This window comes from Sporosarcina sp. A2 (assembly GCF_050858885.1).
Taxonomy (GTDB): Bacteria; Bacillota; Bacilli; order Bacillales_A; family Planococcaceae; genus Sporosarcina.
This window is the reverse complement of record NZ_CP193898.1, coordinates 1,954,737-1,968,940: the sequence shown is the minus strand read 5'-3', so window position 1 is coordinate 1,968,940 and position 14,204 is coordinate 1,954,737. Positions and strand designations below refer to the sequence as shown.

Sequence of the window (14,204 nt, the reverse complement as noted above, 5' to 3'; positions counted from 1 at the left end):
AAAAATCGGTCTCCCGAGTAATCAGGAGGCCGATTTTTTCATTTTCGTTTCTTATGCGGTTTGCTCAGTTTTAAGAACGACTCGATACTCTCTTGTTCACGTGCCATTTCTGCTCTCATATCTGAAGCCGAGAGTTTTTGATTCTTAGGCGTTTGGGGAAGAGAAGCCGCATTTTTTCCACCTTTTGTGTGTTCATCGCGTCCCATTTTCATTCACCTCTCATTTGGTTTGATCCAAATCAGTATGTGTAGAACTTAGGCAACGATACGAGTGATCATTCGATAAATGGAAATGTGGTTTCAGGGGAATACTTAGGTGACGTAGTTGGATCTATCGAATAGAGTACTATCTTAGATATTTCCAAAACAATCGGTTTGAAGGTTTCTTTCTCAATTACTATAGAAGGAGTATCTTTTCTCTTTTTAGCAAGGGTGACATGAGGTGTAAACGTTTTTGGGAATGATCTGTGTAATGAGGGTTCTAATCGATTGCTAAGTTGTCTGTTGAGATAATTCAGGTCAGATTGCACATCAACGGATAAGTAAACGACGCGTGGACCTGAGGGATTCCCGAAAAAAGAAATACCGTTTATGGAAAGCTGGAATTTTTGAGTACCGGATGCCAAATCGGACATTGTCTGCTTTACACCTCTCAGTTCACAAGACGTAAGCGCACCGAAAAAGAGCAAAGTGACATGCAGGTCTGCAGGATGTGGAATAACTTTGTAATTGGCGGATAAGTGATAACGTTTATCCGTCTTATCAAGTTGTTCAGCGACGCGTTCAAAAGGGACAGGAATGGCTGCAAAATAATGGGTCATTGAAAACGCTCCTTTGTAATTGTTAGTATACCAAGAAATGAAGCGATTCATGAGTTGGGGAACCCGCCCTATAGTTGTTGCATACACTAATCAGGAGCGAGAGATAAATGGACGAAAGGGGATTGCGTGAATCATTCAAAAGGGAATAACCCTAATGGACCAAACAAAAATGCGAAGCAACAACAATTGGATGCTTATCGTGTAAATAACTTTGGGACGCGTATGACGACAAATCAAAGCGTAAAGATTTCTGGAGATGAAAACTCGCTAAAAGCGGGTCTACGTGGACCTACCTTATTGGAGGACTTTCACTTAAGAGAAAAGATCACCCACTTCGACCATGAACGAATCCCAGAACGAGTTGTTCACGCGCGAGGCTATGCAGCTCACGGTGAATTTGTGCTGCATAAATGTATGAAGGCCTATACGACCGCTAAATTTTTGCAAGGTGTCGGGAAGACAACACCATTATTCACCAGGTTTTCAAATGTTGCTGGAAGTAAGGGTTCCATTGACACCGCACGAGATGTTAGAGGGTTCGCCGTGAAATTCTACACAGAAGATGGCAATTACGATTTAGTTGGGAATAATATCCCCGTATTTTTCATACAGGACGCTATTAAGTTTCCGGATCTGATTCACGCAACAAAACCTGAGCCACATAACGAGATACCACAAGCGTCGACTGCACACGATACGTTTTGGGATTTTGTTGCAAACAACCAAGAGTCTGCTCATATGATTATGTGGCTTATGTCCGACCGTGCTATCCCAACAAATTTCCGCAAAATGGAAGGATTCGGTGTCCATACATTCAGACTTATAAATGCGGAAGGGAAAGCCCATTTTGTTAAATTTCATTGGAAACCGAAACTAGGTGTTCACTCCCTGGTCTGGGATGAAGCACAAAAAATTGGTGGTAAAGATGCAGACTTCCAGCGACGGGACCTTTGGAATACTATTGAAGCGGGAAGCTATCCTGAGTATGAATTAGGCGTTCAACTCATTAAAGAAGAAGATGAATTCATGTTTGACTTTGATATATTAGATGCAACAAAATTGTGGCCTGAAGAAATTGTACCAGTCGAAAGGATTGGGACGATGACGTTGAATCGGAATGTGGATAATGTTTTTGCAGAATCCGAACAAGTGGCTTACCATCCGGGGAATGTCGTTCCTGGAATCGATTTTTCAAATGATCCCCTATTGCAAGGTAGATTATTTTCATACTTGGACACACAATTGCTTCGCCTAGGTGGACCGAACTTCGCTGAAATTCCGATTAACCGACCGGTTTGTCCATTCCATAATAATCAACGGGATGGATTTAGCAGACAGCGAATCGATGTCGGCCAAGTCAGTTACCATAAAAACTCACTAGCAGATAACACTCCATCTCCAACCCCTGTTGAGGAAGGTGGATATGAACATTATCAAGAAAGAGTGGAAGGGCATGTCATCCGTGCGGGAAGTCCGTCGTTTGACGATCATTTCTCCCAAGGACGCCTATTTTGGAATAGTATGGCACCTTACGAAAAGCAGCACATTATAGACGCGTTCAGTTTCGAAGTAGGGAAAGTACAAAGCAAATCTGTGCGACAACAAGTAGTGGATATGTTTTGCAACGTAGATAGCGGTCTCGCGGCGAATATCGCAACTGCGGTGGGCGTGAAGCGACCTGAATGTACCCCTTCTTCAGTTACGGAATCTTCTCCTGCACTCAGTATGAAAGACACCGTTTATGTACCTGAAACATTGAAAGTGGCAATTTTAATTGGTGATGGGTTCGATAGCTCAGTAATCGGAAAAATGGTTAAATCCCTTCGGAACGCAGGAGTGACAGTTGATATTGTTAGCAATACAATCGGCACAGTTCGCGGTTCTCATGGTAAAACGGCAATGGCCAATCAAACATTTTTGACGGCTTCACCCGTATTGTATGACAGTGTGCTAGCAGGTGGAGGTACGTCGAGCAATCCCGCGGAATTTGACAGCAATATGAAAAATTATATTGAAGAGACGTGGAAACATTATAAACCGATCGGATTTACAAAAGAGAGCGCATACTTCATAAAGAACACTTCCGTCCATGAAGGTCCTGGTGTGATCGTTGAAAAAGCGGGATCTGACTTTGAAAGCAGTTATGTCAATGCACTTGCAAAACAACGATTTTGGGAGCGGAATATTTACTGAGGCGCCAAAGCGCGTAGATCAAATTGAGCATGAATAATATTACGATTTCTCCTCATCCTAGGAATGAAACATGAATTTCCAAGAAATGAGGAGAAACGAATGGGTATTTTAAGCGGGAATCCAAAAGATGAACCGATGCATTATGGAGAAGTAATTGGGTGTTGGGCTTATGTAGGGGCTAATAAAGGATTAATCAGTGGGTATCAGACATTCATTAACCATGCTGGAGACGAGGGTCTTAAAAAGTTGCTACAACAGGCTGTGGATATTATGAGAGATCATAACAAGCAGATTGAAGAGGTGTTGAAAGAAAATGGCATCATGCCACCGCCGACCCTTCCTGACCGTCCTACATGCTCTGCAGATGATATTCCACCAGGAGCGAGATTTATGGACCCGGAAATCAGTGGTGCGATATCGATTAACGTAGGTCAGGCGCTGGTATCTTGTAGTCAGGTGATGGGTCAATGCCTACGGGAAGATATCGCAGCGATGTTCGCGAAATTCCATGCTGACAAAGTGATGTTCGGTGCAAAATTATTGAAATTTAATAAGGAAAAAGGCTGGATCATACCACCACCTCTGCATTTGAATGGACAGCAAAGCAAGGAATAAGATTGTGAATAGGTGACCAATCATAGTTTGGAAATTAAACGCAGAGAACTGCACTCAGTGCTTGTTTCTCTGTTTTTTTATAGGGACGTACATGTCCGGAAAATAATATTCCCTACATAGAAAATGGTATACTTATTCTGATGAGGAGGAGATTAGAATGGAAAAATTACAGTCAGAAAAACAATTTGAAGTATTGAAACAAGAGGAACGTACAGTGTTTATGTTTTCGGCAGATTGGTGTCCAGATTGCCGTGTGATCGATCCATTGTTACCAGGTATCGAAGCGGACTATCCAGAAAACGAATTTGTTTATGTAGATCGTGATCAATTCATCGATATTTGTGCAGAAAACGACATTTTTGGAATTCCAAGTTTCCTAGTTTATAGCAATGGAAAAGAGCTAGGGCGATTTGTTAGTAAAGACCGTAAAACTCGTGAAGATATCACTGCATTCCTCGATAATCCACAAGCTAAATAAAACATGGAATGGTTGCTGTTATGGACTGAGATACATTCCATAACAGCAACCATTAAAACGTTAAAATGCTTGTTTTACTTCATCTAAAATAATTTCGGCACCTCTTGGACTGATAAACATACCGTTAGATAATTGGAAATTATCGGAAGTTATTTCTCCGGTAATTATGCAGGCTTCACGAATTTTATAACTTCTGAGAACAATATGATCCTCTTCCGTAAAGAATTCAAGTGGTTGTCCTTCAGGGAGATGCATCGTTTCACGCAATTCTTTCGGGATGACAATTCTCCCTAAATGATCAACTTTCCTAACTACGCCGATATTCCTCATACAAGTTCCTCCTTCAATGGTACCTGAATTCTTCTATAATCATACATATTTGATTCTCGAAATGCAAAATAATGGTCGAATTTTTGTCGAATGCTCCGGAATACAGAACATTCCGAATGAAAGAACTTTTATCCTGTTCATATACAACAACCACAATGCGCTTATTATTTGATAGAATAGTACAGTTGACATGAACGGAGGAACACGATGACTATTAAAGAGTTTAAGAAATCAGCGCTATTTGACTATTTGCAAATTATTGTTGGTTCGGCATTTGTCGGACTTGCATTTACTATTTTTCTTTTACCTTCTCGTATTGCAGCTGGTGGTGTTTCTGGAATAAGTACAATTGTCTATGAATTGTATGGATTCAACCCAGCTTACGTGCAATGGTTAATCAACTTACCGTTGCTTATTCTTGGCCTCCTTCTCGTTGGAAAAGAATTCAGCTGGCGAACTATTGTTGGAACATTTTTTGTGCCGTTTTTCATTTTTATATCGGCGGATATTAATGTACCTATCCACAATCCTTTGTTAAGTTCTATTTACGGGGGAATTATGCTAGGGATTGGTCTAGGCATTGTATACCGTGGGAATGGTTCTACAGGTGGAACTGCGCTTGTGGCTCAGATTCTTAAAAAATATACGAACTTTTCGAGCGGATTTGCTCAACTAATTGTCGATGGAGTAGTCGTCGTCATTTCAGCGGTTGTCTTTGACTTGGAACTCGCCCTTTATGCGATGATGGCAATCTATGTGACGAGCAAAGTGATCGATTTCGTACAACTTCAAACGTCACCGACCAAACTTATTCTCATCATCACTGACCATGAAGAAAAAGTTCAATCACTCATTAACAGCGAGCTTAATCGAGGTCTAACTAAAGTGAAATCTCTCGGTGGATACTCAAATCAGGAGAAGACCATGATCTTATGTGTTGTTGAGCAATCCGAAGCGATCTACTTTAAAAAGATTGTACAAGAACAAGAACCGACGTCGTTCGTAATTTTCTTGAATGCATCCGAAATTCTTGGCAGAGGTTTCTCCAGAGCTCAATTTGACGACTGACTCTACTTATAAAAGAATTTAAGTTGAAGTCTCACTATACAAATAACTTAGAAATGGTATACTGTTCAGTAATTAAATATACTTATCAAGAGAAGTTGAGGGAAATGGCCCGATGAGACTTCAGCAACCCCTGAACCAATCAGGAAGGTGCTACTTCCACAAGACTTTGTCTTGAGAGATAAGAGGAACAGAACGACTAACTTCCACTTTCTCTTTCGGAGAAAGCGGAAGTTTTTTGATGGGCTGAATAGGAGTGGAAACCATTGCCGATAACAATACCGAAAGCATTACCCGCAGGAGAACTATTAAAGAAAGAAAAAATATTTGTAATGGATGAAGAACGTGCAACCTCACAGGACATACGTCCGCTACGCATTCTTGTCGTCAATTTGATGCCACAAAAAGAGAAGACAGAATTACAACTTCTTCGATTGCTTGGAAATACTCCTTTACAAGTAGATGTGACTTTTCTTCATACTGAAACGTATGTATCAAAGAATGTCAGTAAAAATCATCTGGATACATTTTATAAGACGTTTCCACAAGTGAAGAGCGAACGATTCGATGGAATGATTGTAACGGGAGCGCCTGTTGAACAAATGGAATTCGAACAGGTAGAATACTGGGAAGAGATGCAAGAAATATTGGACTGGGCAACAAAACACGTCACGTCCTCAATGCATATTTGTTGGGGAGCACAAGCAGCACTCTATCATTACTATGGCGTAAATAAGCATTCTCTGTCATCGAAATGCTTTGGCATTTTCGACCACATCGTGACGGATCCGACTGTGAATCTCGCACGCGGATTCAATGACCTATTTCCAGCCCCGCACTCACGGCATACTGGCGTGTCTGGTGAAGAGATTGAAGCCCATAATGCGTTAACAACACTCGCTTATTCAGATGAAGTCGGTCCTTTCATCGTTCTATCTAACGACGCCAAAAATATTATGATCACTGGCCATTTGGAATACGATGCAGGCACGTTGGGAGAAGAATATGATAGAGACGTAGCAAAAGGACTCGAAATTGAAGTTCCTCAAAACTATTTTCCAAACGATGATAGTTCATCGAATCCACCGAATACGTGGCGCTCTCACACTCATCTGTTGTTTTCGAATTGGTTAAATTATTATGTTTACCAACAGACTCCATTTGTGTGGAAATAAAGTATTAGTATCAGAAATAAACGATCCAGCTGGAAACCTTGCAGTTTTCAGTGGAGTAGCCTATAATGAATGACAGTCAGTCATTTGGAGGGATCTGTTATGAACAAGAAAGAAAAAATTGTTCAATCTGCGATTCAAGTATTTACTGAAAATGGCGTGGAAAAAACTACAGTCTCTCATATTGTTAAATCTGCTGGGATTGCTCAAGGCACGTTTTATTTATACTTTCCCTCTAAACTCTCATTGATGCCTGCTATTGCTGAAGTGATGGTACAGCTTACATTGAAATCAGTAATTGAGGCGGTAGAAGAAACAGCATCCTTCGAAGAACAAATGGAGCAATTTGTAGATGCGATTTTCGCGGTCAACAAAGAACATCATGAAATTCAAGCGATGATTTACTCAGGACTTGCGTCAACTGAGCACTTAAAAGAGTGGGAAAGTGTCTATGCACCGATGTATCAGTGGGTAAGCACAATTGTGGAGAAGGGACAGAAAACAGGAGCAATCCGCACGGACAGTCATCCTGATCAGCTAGCAAAACTTATAATCGGATTGACGGAATCAGCTGCTGAACAAATTTATCTATACGATGAAGAAGTGGATCAAGAAATTCGTGCAACCGAGCAAAAGCGAGAAACACTAGTATTCTTAACGTATGCGTTAGGTTATTCAAACTAAGAGAACGGTACATCGACGAGCACAGCTGCTCTGTCGATGCCTTTACTGAACGGAATGAATGACAGTCAGTCATATCAGAAGGAGTAATAATATGAAAAAAGAATGGCTATATGTAGCAGCAACCAGTTTTTTTGAACTTGTATGGATCTTCGGATTTAATGTGGCGTCTGTTTGGTGGCATTGGATTCCAATTGTTCTCTTTATATTTGTGGATTTCCATTTCCTATCTAAAGCATGTGAAACATTACCAACCGGTACTGTATATGCGGTATTTGCAGCAATTGGAACTATCGGGACAGCGTTAATGGATGTATTCTTCTTTGGTCAAACGTTGAGTGGCGGTAAGATTTTCTTCATTGCGGTGTTAGTGATTGGTGTTGTCGGACTAAAACTCGCAGATGGTCATGATGAAAAACAGGCAACAGCAGAAGGGAATCGTTAATATGGGCTGGTTATTTGTAGCATTAGCAGCATCATTTGAATTTGCAGGGGTAGTCGGACTCAACAAATATAGCAAAAAGAAGACCATTCCTACAGGCATTTTGTTCTTAGGAGGCTTTGGTTTATCGTTCGTATTCTTATATACATCGTTCAAATATCTCCAAGTGAGCACGGCCTACGCTGTCTGGATAGGAATTGGGACTGCTGGTGCAGTTCTCTTGAATATGATCTTTTTCGGTGAATCCAAAAGTTTAGCAAGGATTGGTAGTTTAGCGCTAATCATCATTGGAGTCATCGGACTGAAAGCATTGTCTTAAATCAGGTTGATATTTCGAGGAATGTTGCGCATAATGAAGAAATAAGGAGACGTGACTATGCGAACTAACTCAAAACAAACTACACCACTAGCGTCAGAATATAAGGTACAAGAAGAACAACCATTACTTCCTTTTTTGTTACAGGCTGTGCCTAAAAGTCGAAATGCTGTAAAAGGGATTCTCTCTCGTGGGCAAGTTTCTGTTAACGGAGAACCCACAACAAAACACGATCGTGTGTTGAAAGCGGGAGACCGCGTTGAAATTATGACAAATCAAGCAGCAAAAAATGATAGTGAACTGACAGGACTTTCAATTATGTATGAAGATGATTCAATCATCGTTATCGACAAAGAAGCAGGTCTGCTATCGATGGCTGCTAAGGACAAAAAGGAAACGACTGCATTCAGTGAGTTATCCACATATGTAAAGAAAGCGAACCGCAGCAATCGGGTATACATCGTCCACCGGCTAGATCGCGAAACGTCGGGTGTCATGTTATTTGCCAAGACGGAAGAAGTGAAAAAGTTACTTCAGGACAATTGGGAAGAATCTGTTCAAGAACGTGGTTATGTTGCGTTAGTTGAAGGTAAGGTGAGAGCAGAGACTGGCGAAATCGTTTCTTGGTTGAGAGAAACGAGAACATTTAAAGTCTATTCAAACCCGACAGATAATGGGGGTCAAAAGGCGATTACTCGATACAAACGCCTTCAAGCGAGTGCACAGTTTTCATTGCTTGAACTCAGCTTGGAAACGGGACGTAAAAACCAAATTCGTGTGCATATGGAAGAAATCGGACACCCTGTCGTTGGGGATAAGAAATACGGCGCTACAACCAATCCGATTAAACGATTGGGGCTTCATGCCGTTAAGCTCATTATTATTCATCCGATAACAAAAGAACAACATACTTTCATTTCAGATGCTCCATCGGCTTTTTATAACAAATCGAAATAACCGAAAGCGCCCAATAAGCGCTTCCGGTTATTTTATTATTAGAAAACCTTTATGTTATTGCAAGGGTGGCATTCCTGGTTGCCCTTGTGCAGGAGCGAAGGCATTTAACAGCTCAGTCATATCTTGAGACGCGAGCTGAGGAACTTGGTAATAATGATGTTTGTTCTGATAAATGGCTAACTCATACGCCATTTCGATGCAATTCGGGACAGAATCCGCGAGTACTCTGCGAACTACAGGATTACAGACTTCACATGCGGCCATTGATTTCATGGAAGCGCCGGCCTTTGTTGATCCCAACAAAAACCCTGATATGATTTCATCGGTGATTTCAGATGCGTTCATCATCGGTTTTTTCGGTTGTCCAGGTTTCATTCCATAAATGAAATCATTGCCTTCCTTCATTTGATAACTCTTTGTGGCATGGGAAGGATCGTGTCCTGATTTAAAACATTCAACAGTGATGTTGTATTCGTCCAAGGTGAATCGGTATTGACGATCTAAGATATCAAGTAACTCAGGATCTTTTACGTGAGGGCGAAGTAAAATCGCTTGGTTAAGAGAACCTATCGTACTGGACAAGACTTCATGGACATCGAAAAGTTCGTGGCCGCCATGATTCATGTTAGGGGGGACAGTGCCTGTGTGCATATTTTGATGTGTAGCTTCGTTTGGATTGGATGTCAAAAGAGTTCCTCCTAATGGGGATAGTGGTCATTCCCTTTTAGTATGGACACAAAGTGTTGTTCTATCCTAAGTAAATCCTAACAGGAATAGTCACTCAACACCGGTCATACAATGATGTACGAATCCGTTTGGAAAGGTGTGCATCGTTATGCAAATACATGTCGTTGAACCAGGACAAAGCTTATTTTCAATTGGTAACTTGTACGGAATTAAGTGGCAGGAAATTGCTACTGCCAATGAGTTGTTGGAGTCGGGTAAATTAGCGGTGGGTCAGGCGCTTGTCATTCCGATAACGGGAAGTTATTATTGGGTGAAGTCAGGGGATACTCTTTACAAAATCGCTCGCGATGAAGGAATCACGATTTCAGAACTTGCCACCACGAACAACATTCCGTTGTCCGCGCCTTTAACGGTTGGACAGAGACTGTATATCCCACCAGGTCCGAAAAAAAATATTCAAAGTATGTTGTATGTGGAACCGAGAACTCCTGTCAGTCAGGTGATGATCCAAGAGACAAAGAAGCGTGTAGATGCGTTGACGTATTTAGCGATGTTCAGTTATGAAGTCAAAAGAGATGGAACACTTAAAGCTCCCACTACAGCTAATTTGACGACGATTGCAACCGAAGCCGGTGCTTTGAATGCAATGGTTGTGAGTAACTTAGAGAACTTCGGGTTCAGTGCGGAGTTGGCGCATGACATTTTTGTGAGTACAGGGGTACAGGATTTACTATTTAAAGCCATATTAGATGTTGCTCAGCAGAAAGGGTACAGGGATATCCATTTCGATTTCGAGTTGTTATTCCCTGATGATCGGGACCTATATAATGCTTTCTTGCGAAGAGCGAGAGATAAGTTCCATCCAGCGGGTCTAACATTATCAACCGCACTTGCTCCTAAAGTGAGTGATGTGAAAACTGGAATATATGGAGCCCATGATTATAGGGCTCATGGAGAAATCGTGGATTTTGTCGCGCTCATGACATATGAGTGGGGGTATACGTACAGCGAACCCCAAGCGGTCAGTCCGTTGCCACAGGTAGAAAAGGTAGTTCAATATGCAGTACAGGAAATCCCACGTTCAAAGATTTTCTTAGGGCAAAACTTATACGGGTATAACTGGCAGAAGCCATTTCCAACTCAAGGTGGCCCTCCGGCAAAAGCATTAAGTCCAAAACAAGCAACAGAGCTAGCGATTCGCGAAAATGTAGCAATCTCATACGATCCCATTTCACAAGCACCACATTTCTCTTATTTTGATGAAAAACGGATTCAACATGAAGTATGGTTCGAAGACGCCAGAAGCATTCAAGCTAAGTTCGATTTGCTGAAAAAGTATGGATTACGAGGCATTATGTATTGGAAGTTAGGGTTGGCATTTCCTCAAAACTGGCTACTGCTTGAAGACAATTTCACTATTTTAAAAAAGTAAAACAACATGCGAATATAGACAGTAAAAACAGAGGGAATACCACCCTCTGTTTTTGTTTTTGAATTTAAACATATTTTCAAAATTATAAAAAATAGCGTATACTAGTTTGATACAACGTTTTGTAGTCGGCATGGAGGGGGAATTATATGACGAAATTAAATGTAGAGCATATTGATGTACAGCAACGTTCTAATGATTATGTGCATCAAGTGTATGATCAAGTGAAGAAAAGAAATGCCAACGAAACGGAATTTCTCCAAGCAACACGTGAGATATTTGATTCACTGCGTCCAGTGTTTGCCCAGCATCCTGAATATATAACAAGCGGTATTTTAGAGCGATTGACGGAACCAGAGCGAATTGTTACGTTCAGAGTGGCGTGGGAAGATGATACTGGGAGAGTGCATGTGAACAGAGGGTATCGAGTTCAGTTCAGTAGTGAACTCGGACCGTATAAAGGTGGACTTCGGTTTCATCCTTCCGTAAACAGCAGTATTATGAAGTTCCTTGCATTTGAACAGATATTTAAAAATGCATTAACGGGCCAGCCGATTGGAGCTGGTAAAGGTGGCGCAGATTTTGATCCTAAGGGAAAGTCGGATCGGGAAATCATGCGCTTTTGTCAAAGTTTCATGACAGAGTTGAGTCGACACATCGGCCCGGATATTGACGTTCCAGCAGGGGATATCGGTGTTGGGAAGCGTGAAATTGGATACCTTTTTGGTCAGTATAAGCGACTTAAAGGTGGATACGAAGCAGGTGTTCTCACGGGTAAAGACCCGAGTCATGGGGGAAGTCTTGGCCGTAAAGAAGCTACAGGATACGGAACGGTATATTTTACAGAGGAGATGCTTAAGGAATATGACATGTCACTAAAAGATAAAACGGTGATTGTTTCCGGTTCAGGAAATGTTTCCATCTATGCGATGGAAAAAGCCCAGCAATTAGGTGCAAAAGTAATTGCATGCAGTGACTCATCAGGGTACATTGTCGATGAATCAGGTATCGACTTAGACTGTGTGAAACGATTGAAGGAAGTCGAAAATAAAAGAATCCAGGAATACATTAAAACCAATCCAGAAGCTCGTTATGTCGAGGATTGTTCTGGCGTTTGGAGTATTCCGTGCGACATTGCACTTCCTTGTGCAACGCAAAATGAGATAGATGAAGCGAGTGCGCATCTTCTTATAAAGAACGGTGTGACTGCTGTTGGAGAAGGTGCCAACATGCCGTGTACCAACGAAGCATTGACTATTTTCCAAGAGCATGGGATTCTATTTGCGCCTGCCAAAGCGGCAAATGCAGGTGGTGTAGCCGTTTCAGCAATGGAAATGTCGCAAAATAGTATGCGAATGAAATGGACAGCAGAAGAAGTAGATGAGCGACTCAAAGTAGTGATGCGCTCCATTTACGAAAGCTGTATAGATGCGGCGGAACGTTTCGGGAAACCTGGTAATCTCATTATGGGTGCTAACGTTGCGGGTTTTTTGAAAGTTGCAGATGCTATGGCAGCACACGGATTAAGTTAATGCGTTACTTGAAGCACATCCTTGGTGGTGTGCTTTTTACTATGGAAAAACTGATGATGATAAATTTTAGGTATGATTAAATACACTATCTTTTAAATAATTTAATATTTCACTTGCATTTACTTTTCAACATGTTATTATAAATATACTTTATAATGCATAAAGATACACAAACGGTGAGAGGGGTTTTTATAATGACGAAGAAAAAAGTAGTGCTAGCCTATTCAGGAGGACTCGATACATCAGTTGCGGTTCAATGGTTGACAGAGCAAGGATATGCAGTGGTTGCATGCTGTCTGGATGTAGGGGAAGGAAAAGATCTCGATTTCATTCAACAGAAAGCTCTACAAGTTGGTGCAATTGAAAGCTATGTTATTGACGCAAAAGCTGAGTTTGCACAAGATTATGCACTTCTTGCCCTTCAAGCCCGTACGCTCTATGAAGAAAAGTATCCACTGATTTCTGCGTTATCCCGCCCACTTATTGCAAAAAAACTTGTAGAAGTCGCACATAAAGAAAATGCAATTGCCGTAGCCCATGGTTGCACAGGTAAAGGGAACGACCAGGTTCGTTTTGAAGTAGGTATCAAAGCGTTAGATCCGACATTGGAAGTGATCGCTCCTGTACGTGAGTGGAGTTGGTCACGTGAAGAAGAAATCGCTTATGCGAAAGAGCATAATATTCCAGTTCCTATCGTGTTAGATAGTCCGTATTCAATTGACCAGAACCTATGGGGCCGTAGTAATGAATGCGGGATTTTAGAAGATCCTTGGGCAGCGCCACCTGAAGATGCTTATGGACTCACGGCTTCGATAGAAGATGCTCCAGACCAAGCGGATGTTGTTGAGATCACGTTTAAGAAAGGTGTTCCAGTTAGTCTAGACGGAAAAGCATTCGAGCTGGATGAGTTGATTTTACATTTGAATGAACTTGCTGGAAAGCATGGTGTCGGTCGTATTGACCACGTTGAAAATCGCCTCGTCGGCATCAAATCACGCGAAGTTTACGAATGCCCAGGTGCAATAACACTGATAAAAGCGCATAAAGAGCTTGAAGACATCACGCTTGTTAAAGAAACAGCGCATTTCAAACCAATTGTTTCCCAAAAATTGAGCGAGCTAATCTACAACGGTCTGTGGTTCTCACCACTACGAAATGCATTGGAATCATTCATCAAAGAAACACAGCAAGTTGTGAACGGAACAGTACGTGTGAAGCTATTTAAAGGGCATGCGATTGTAGAAGGCCGTAAATCCGACAACTCACTTTACGATGAAAAGCTTGCGACTTATACATCGGATGACGAATTCGATCAGGCAGCAGCCGTTGGATTCATCAAGCTATGGGGATTGCCAACCGAAGTGCATGCAGCTGTAAATAAGCAACTTGTAACGACTAAAGCGTAATAGAAGGACCTTCCCACTGACGGGAAGGTCCTTTTCTGTATGGTAACTAGAAACACATAATAAAATTTCTGTCTGACCAAT

The 14,204-nt window shown here is 41.5% G+C and carries 16 protein-coding genes and 1 riboswitch; of the genes, 12 read left to right on the top strand and 4 right to left on the bottom strand.

Features of this window, described 5'->3' with window-relative positions:
- Positions 1-38 precede the first annotated feature (38 nt).
- The gene (locus ACRPI0_RS09780; RefSeq protein ID WP_432352451.1) at positions 39-212 is read right to left on the bottom strand and encodes a hypothetical protein; all 174 of its coding nucleotides are present in this window, start codon (positions 210-212) and stop codon (positions 39-41) included.
- A 62-nt stretch (positions 213-274) separates the two neighbouring features.
- Positions 275-820 (bottom strand): RNA 2',3'-cyclic phosphodiesterase, encoded by a 546-nt coding sequence (thpR, locus tag ACRPI0_RS09775; RefSeq protein ID WP_432352449.1) that lies wholly within the window; start codon positions 818-820, stop codon positions 275-277.
- A gap of 126 nt (positions 821-946) precedes the next feature.
- On the opposite strand from thpR, the gene ACRPI0_RS09770 reads away from it, so the two are divergent.
- The 3 genes from ACRPI0_RS09770 (at position 947) to ACRPI0_RS09760 (ending at position 4,106) form a co-directional block, all read left to right on the top strand.
- On the top strand, positions 947-3,013 hold the full coding sequence (locus tag ACRPI0_RS09770; RefSeq protein WP_432352447.1) for a catalase: 2,067 nt from the start codon (positions 947-949) through the stop codon (positions 3,011-3,013).
- Positions 3,014-3,112: 99 nt separating this feature from the next.
- Positions 3,113-3,628: a DUF3231 family protein gene (locus ACRPI0_RS09765; protein WP_432355925.1), complete on the top strand. Its 516-nt coding sequence runs from the start codon at positions 3,113-3,115 to the stop codon at positions 3,626-3,628.
- A gap of 157 nt (positions 3,629-3,785) precedes the next feature.
- Positions 3,786-4,106: a thioredoxin family protein gene (locus ACRPI0_RS09760; protein ID WP_432352445.1), complete on the top strand. Its 321-nt coding sequence runs from the start codon at positions 3,786-3,788 to the stop codon at positions 4,104-4,106.
- Between the two features lie 60 nt (positions 4,107-4,166).
- Here the strand turns inward: ACRPI0_RS09760 and ACRPI0_RS09755 are convergent, their stop codons facing one another.
- Positions 4,167-4,436: an AbrB/MazE/SpoVT family DNA-binding domain-containing protein gene (locus ACRPI0_RS09755; RefSeq protein WP_432352443.1), complete on the bottom strand. Its 270-nt coding sequence runs from the start codon at positions 4,434-4,436 to the stop codon at positions 4,167-4,169.
- A gap of 207 nt (positions 4,437-4,643) precedes the next feature.
- On the opposite strand from ACRPI0_RS09755, the gene ACRPI0_RS09750 reads away from it, so the two are divergent.
- From ACRPI0_RS09750 to ACRPI0_RS09725, 6 genes are all read left to right on the top strand, one after another.
- Positions 4,644-5,504: a YitT family protein gene (locus ACRPI0_RS09750; protein WP_432352441.1), complete on the top strand. Its 861-nt coding sequence runs from the start codon at positions 4,644-4,646 to the stop codon at positions 5,502-5,504.
- A 79-nt stretch (positions 5,505-5,583) separates the two neighbouring features.
- Positions 5,584-5,689, top strand: a riboswitch (SAM riboswitch).
- A gap of 78 nt (positions 5,690-5,767) precedes the next feature.
- A complete protein-coding gene (gene metA / locus ACRPI0_RS09745) occupies positions 5,768-6,676 on the top strand; it encodes a homoserine O-acetyltransferase MetA (RefSeq protein ID WP_432352439.1) in 909 nt (302 codons plus the stop codon).
- Positions 6,677-6,775: 99 nt separating this feature from the next.
- The gene (locus tag ACRPI0_RS09740; RefSeq protein ID WP_432352437.1) at positions 6,776-7,357 is read left to right on the top strand and encodes a TetR family transcriptional regulator; all 582 of its coding nucleotides are present in this window, start codon (positions 6,776-6,778) and stop codon (positions 7,355-7,357) included.
- A gap of 91 nt (positions 7,358-7,448) precedes the next feature.
- Positions 7,449-7,799, top strand: coding sequence for a DMT family transporter (locus ACRPI0_RS09735; RefSeq protein ID WP_432352435.1), 351 nt, complete (start codon positions 7,449-7,451; stop codon positions 7,797-7,799).
- A 1-nt stretch (position 7,800) separates the two neighbouring features.
- Positions 7,801-8,115, top strand: a complete 315-nt coding sequence (locus ACRPI0_RS09730) for a DMT family transporter (RefSeq protein ID WP_432355924.1) — start codon at positions 7,801-7,803, stop codon at positions 8,113-8,115.
- 57 nt (positions 8,116-8,172) lie between these two features.
- On the top strand, positions 8,173-9,069 hold the full coding sequence (locus ACRPI0_RS09725; protein ID WP_432352433.1) for an RluA family pseudouridine synthase: 897 nt from the start codon (positions 8,173-8,175) through the stop codon (positions 9,067-9,069).
- A gap of 54 nt (positions 9,070-9,123) precedes the next feature.
- Here the strand turns inward: ACRPI0_RS09725 and ACRPI0_RS09720 are convergent, their stop codons facing one another.
- Positions 9,124-9,756: a spore coat protein gene (locus ACRPI0_RS09720; protein ID WP_432352431.1), complete on the bottom strand. Its 633-nt coding sequence runs from the start codon at positions 9,754-9,756 to the stop codon at positions 9,124-9,126.
- Positions 9,757-9,904: 148 nt separating this feature from the next.
- Here ACRPI0_RS09720 and ACRPI0_RS09715 point away from each other — a divergent pair, with 148 nt between their 5' ends.
- From ACRPI0_RS09715 to ACRPI0_RS09705, 3 genes are all read left to right on the top strand, one after another.
- Positions 9,905-11,188, top strand: a complete 1,284-nt coding sequence (locus tag ACRPI0_RS09715) for a glycosyl hydrolase family 18 protein (protein ID WP_432352430.1) — start codon at positions 9,905-9,907, stop codon at positions 11,186-11,188.
- A gap of 146 nt (positions 11,189-11,334) precedes the next feature.
- Positions 11,335-12,717 carry an NADP-specific glutamate dehydrogenase gene (gene gdhA, locus ACRPI0_RS09710; protein ID WP_432352429.1) on the top strand — a complete coding sequence of 461 codons (1,383 nt, stop codon included), beginning with the start codon at positions 11,335-11,337 and terminating at the stop codon, positions 12,715-12,717.
- 194 nt (positions 12,718-12,911) lie between these two features.
- The gene (locus tag ACRPI0_RS09705; protein WP_432352427.1) at positions 12,912-14,123 is read left to right on the top strand and encodes an argininosuccinate synthase; all 1,212 of its coding nucleotides are present in this window, start codon (positions 12,912-12,914) and stop codon (positions 14,121-14,123) included.
- Positions 14,124-14,204: the final 81 nt, after the last annotated feature.

What these genes read in the sequence shown, in the direction of transcription:
- ACRPI0_RS09750 (WP_432352441.1), top strand. Translation starts at nt 4,644, where the DNA reads ATGACTATTAAAGAGTTTAAGAAATCAGCGCTATTTGACTATTTGCAA.
- ACRPI0_RS09760 (WP_432352445.1), top strand. Translation starts at nt 3,786, where the DNA reads ATGGAAAAATTACAGTCAGAAAAACAATTTGAAGTATTGAAACAAGAG.
- thpR (WP_432352449.1), bottom strand. Translation starts at nt 820, where the DNA reads ATGACCCATTATTTTGCAGCCATTCCTGTCCCTTTTGAACGCGTCGCT.
- ACRPI0_RS09715 (WP_432352430.1), top strand. Translation starts at nt 9,905, where the DNA reads ATGCAAATACATGTCGTTGAACCAGGACAAAGCTTATTTTCAATTGGT.
- ACRPI0_RS09765 (WP_432355925.1), top strand. Translation starts at nt 3,113, where the DNA reads ATGGGTATTTTAAGCGGGAATCCAAAAGATGAACCGATGCATTATGGA.
- ACRPI0_RS09730 (WP_432355924.1), top strand. Translation starts at nt 7,801, where the DNA reads ATGGGCTGGTTATTTGTAGCATTAGCAGCATCATTTGAATTTGCAGGG.
- ACRPI0_RS09705 (WP_432352427.1), top strand. Translation starts at nt 12,912, where the DNA reads ATGACGAAGAAAAAAGTAGTGCTAGCCTATTCAGGAGGACTCGATACA.
- ACRPI0_RS09780 (WP_432352451.1), bottom strand. Translation starts at nt 212, where the DNA reads ATGAAAATGGGACGCGATGAACACACAAAAGGTGGAAAAAATGCGGCT.
- ACRPI0_RS09740 (WP_432352437.1), top strand. Translation starts at nt 6,776, where the DNA reads ATGAACAAGAAAGAAAAAATTGTTCAATCTGCGATTCAAGTATTTACT.
- ACRPI0_RS09735 (WP_432352435.1), top strand. Translation starts at nt 7,449, where the DNA reads ATGAAAAAAGAATGGCTATATGTAGCAGCAACCAGTTTTTTTGAACTT.
- ACRPI0_RS09725 (WP_432352433.1), top strand. Translation starts at nt 8,173, where the DNA reads ATGCGAACTAACTCAAAACAAACTACACCACTAGCGTCAGAATATAAG.
- ACRPI0_RS09755 (WP_432352443.1), bottom strand. Translation starts at nt 4,436, where the DNA reads ATGAGGAATATCGGCGTAGTTAGGAAAGTTGATCATTTAGGGAGAATT.
- gdhA (WP_432352429.1), top strand. Translation starts at nt 11,335, where the DNA reads ATGACGAAATTAAATGTAGAGCATATTGATGTACAGCAACGTTCTAAT.